We start from the raw sequence: 2,729 nt of genomic DNA on the forward strand, positions 1-2,729 counted from the left end.
TGATTCGAGAATCGAACGGTGGCGGTCGGCAGTTGCGTCGTCCAGGCGGCCGGCCAGGCGGCCCAGCTCGGCGGCGAACACCAGACCGACCGACACCGCGGCACCGTGACGCCAGCGGTACTGCTCCCGCCGCTCGATCGCGTGCGCGAGCGTGTGCCCGTAGTTCAGGATCTCGCGCAGGTTCGACTCGCGCAGATCGGCCGCCACCACCTTCGCCTTGACCTCGACCGAGCGCCTGATCAACTCCGGCAGAACGTCGCCGGTCGGATCCAGCGCCGCAGCAGGATCGGCCTCGATGATGTCGAGAATCTTCGGATCCGCGATGAACCCGGTCTTGATCACCTCGGCCATGCCCGAGACGATCTCGTTCTTCGGCACGGTCTCGAGCGTCGCCAGATCGATCAACACGGCGGCCGGTTCGTGGAACGAGCCGACGAGGTTCTTGCCCGCATCGGTGTTGATGCCGGTCTTGCCGCCCACGGCCGCGTCGACCATGGCCAGCAGCGTGGTCGGGACGTGCACGATACGGACGCCGCGCATCCAGGTCGCTGCCACGAATCCGGCCAGGTCCGTTGCCGCTCCGCCGCCCAGACTGACGATCGCGTCGCTGCGAGTGAGACCGATTCGGCCGAGGACTTCCCAGCAGAACCCCGCCACAGCAAGGTCCTTGCCGTCCTCGGCATCCGGGATCTCGATGCGGTGAGCGTCGATTCCCTTGTCCGCCAACGCAGCTCGGACAGCATCCGCGGTCTCTGCCAGCGGAGGCTGGTGGAAGATCGCCACGGTGGCCGTTCCGGCGAGCTCGTCGACGAGGTCCGTCAACAGACCTCGGCCGATGATCACCGGATACGGGTTGCAGTCTCGACCTGGACGCGCACTGGCTCTGTCATCGAATCACCTTCATCTACTGGGGGTTTTTCTCGTTCGCATCGCGCCCGGGAACAGGGGCGATCGCCGTCAGCTTCGCCACCAACTGGCCTACGACCCGCGCGGGGCTGCGACTGTCGGTGCGCACTCGCACCGTGGCGACCGAACGATAGAGAGGTCGCCGATGACGCATCAGTTCCTGGTACTTCGCACGCGGGTCGGGACCGGCGAGCAGCGGCCGAACCGTATTGGCGCCGGTACGCCGAAGCCCTTCGGCCACACTGATTTCCAGGTACACCACGGTGTGCCCGGACAGCAAGGCGCGGGTCGCGGGCGACAACACAGCACCACCACCGAGGGAGACGATTCCATCGTGCGAGGCCAGAGCACCGGCGACTATCCGCTCCTCGATCTGCCGAAAAGCCGGTTCGCCGTCGCGGCTGAAGATGTCGGCGATCGTACGACCGGTGTCTCGCTCGATGGCCACATCGGTGTCGAACAGATCCAGGTCGAGAGCCTGTGCCAGCCGTCGACCGATCGTCGACTTCCCTGCTCCCGGCGGTCCGACGAGGACCGCGTACGGGGTCATCGTGGAGGTCGGGCGGCGGTGCCCTTCACGTAGTGGTCGACGTTGCTCGTCGTCTCCGCCAGCGAGTCCCCACCGAACTTCTCCAACGCTGCCTGCGCGACCACAAGGGCGACCATGGTCTCGGCCACGACACCGGCGGCCGGAACCGCGCAGACGTCCGAGCGCTGATGAATGGCCACTGCCTCGTCGCCGGTCGTCATGTCGACCGTCGCCAACGCGCGCGGAACCGTCGAGATGGGCTTCATCGCCGCCCGCACTCGCAGTGCCTCACCATTGGTCATACCGCCCTCGATGCCGCCTGCACGGTTGGTCGAGCGCAACACACCGTCCGGGCCGGGCTTGATCTCGTCGTGGGCGACGCTTCCGCGTCGACGCGCGGTCTCGAAACCGTCCCCGATCTCGACCCCCTTGATGGCCTGGATACCATCAGTGCCGCGGCGAGTCTGGCGTCGAGCTTGCGTTCTCCGGAGACGAACGATCCGAGGCCGACGGGGAGGCCGTGCACGACGACCTCGACGACGCCGCCGAGGGTGTCGCCGTCCTTCTTCGCGGCCTCGATCTCGGCGATCATCGATTCTTCGGCGGCTTTGTCGAAGGCGCGAACCGGAGAGGCGTCGATCGCGTCGAGATCGGCACCTGCGGGCGGCGGTCCGACGTAGGGGTCGGATGCGCCGATGGAGATCACATGGGACACGACCTCGACGCCGAACGCCTGCTTCAGGAACAGACGGGCGACAGTGCCGATGGCGACCCGGGCGGCCGTCTCACGGGCGCTGGCGCGTTCGAGAACCGGACGAGCGTCGTCGAAGCCGTACTTGAGCATTCCCGAGAAGTCGGCGTGGCCGGGCCGCGGCCGTGTCAACGGAGAGTTGCGCGCGAGATCCGCGAGCACTGCATCGTCGACGGGGTCGGCCGACATCACCTGCTCCCACTTGGGCCACTCCGTGTTGCCGACCTCGATCGCGACCGGCCCGCCCATGGTGCGTCCGTGTCGGACACCGCCGGTGAGGGTCACTTTGTCGGCCTCGAACTTCATGCGGGCACCACGGCCGTAGCCGAGGCGACGGCGAGCGAGTTGAGAGGCAATGTCGTCCGAGGTCACCTCTACTCCCGCGACCATTCCTTCGAGGATGGCGACGAGAGCGGGTCCGTGGGATTCTCCGGCAGTTATCCAGCGCAGCACTCGAACATCTTTTCACGCCAGGGACGCCGCGGATGCCAGCAGGGTGGCCGCGCACATGGACGGGCCGTGCGGGATGCGGGCTCGCCGGTG

General features: G+C 67.2%; 1 protein-coding gene and 2 pseudogenes. All 3 read right to left on the reverse strand.

Features of this window, described 5'->3' with window-relative positions:
• Positions 1–890 (reverse strand): annotated as a pseudogene (gene aroB / locus RHBS_RS26575) (3-dehydroquinate synthase); the annotation flags it as partial.
• Positions 891–904: 14 nt separating this feature from the next.
• Positions 905–1,456, reverse strand: coding sequence for a shikimate kinase (locus RHBS_RS26580; RefSeq protein ID WP_121869956.1), 552 nt, complete (start codon positions 1,454–1,456; stop codon positions 905–907).
• A pseudogene (gene aroC / locus RHBS_RS26585) lies at positions 1,453–2,639 on the reverse strand (chorismate synthase). Before aroC ends, RHBS_RS26580 begins: the two are co-directional and overlap by 4 nt.
• Between the last annotated feature and the right edge of the window lie 90 nt (positions 2,640–2,729).

It is taken from the genome of Rhodococcus sp. BS-15 (assembly GCF_000813105.1).
In the GTDB taxonomy this organism is placed as follows: domain Bacteria; phylum Actinomycetota; class Actinomycetes; order Mycobacteriales; family Mycobacteriaceae; genus Rhodococcoides.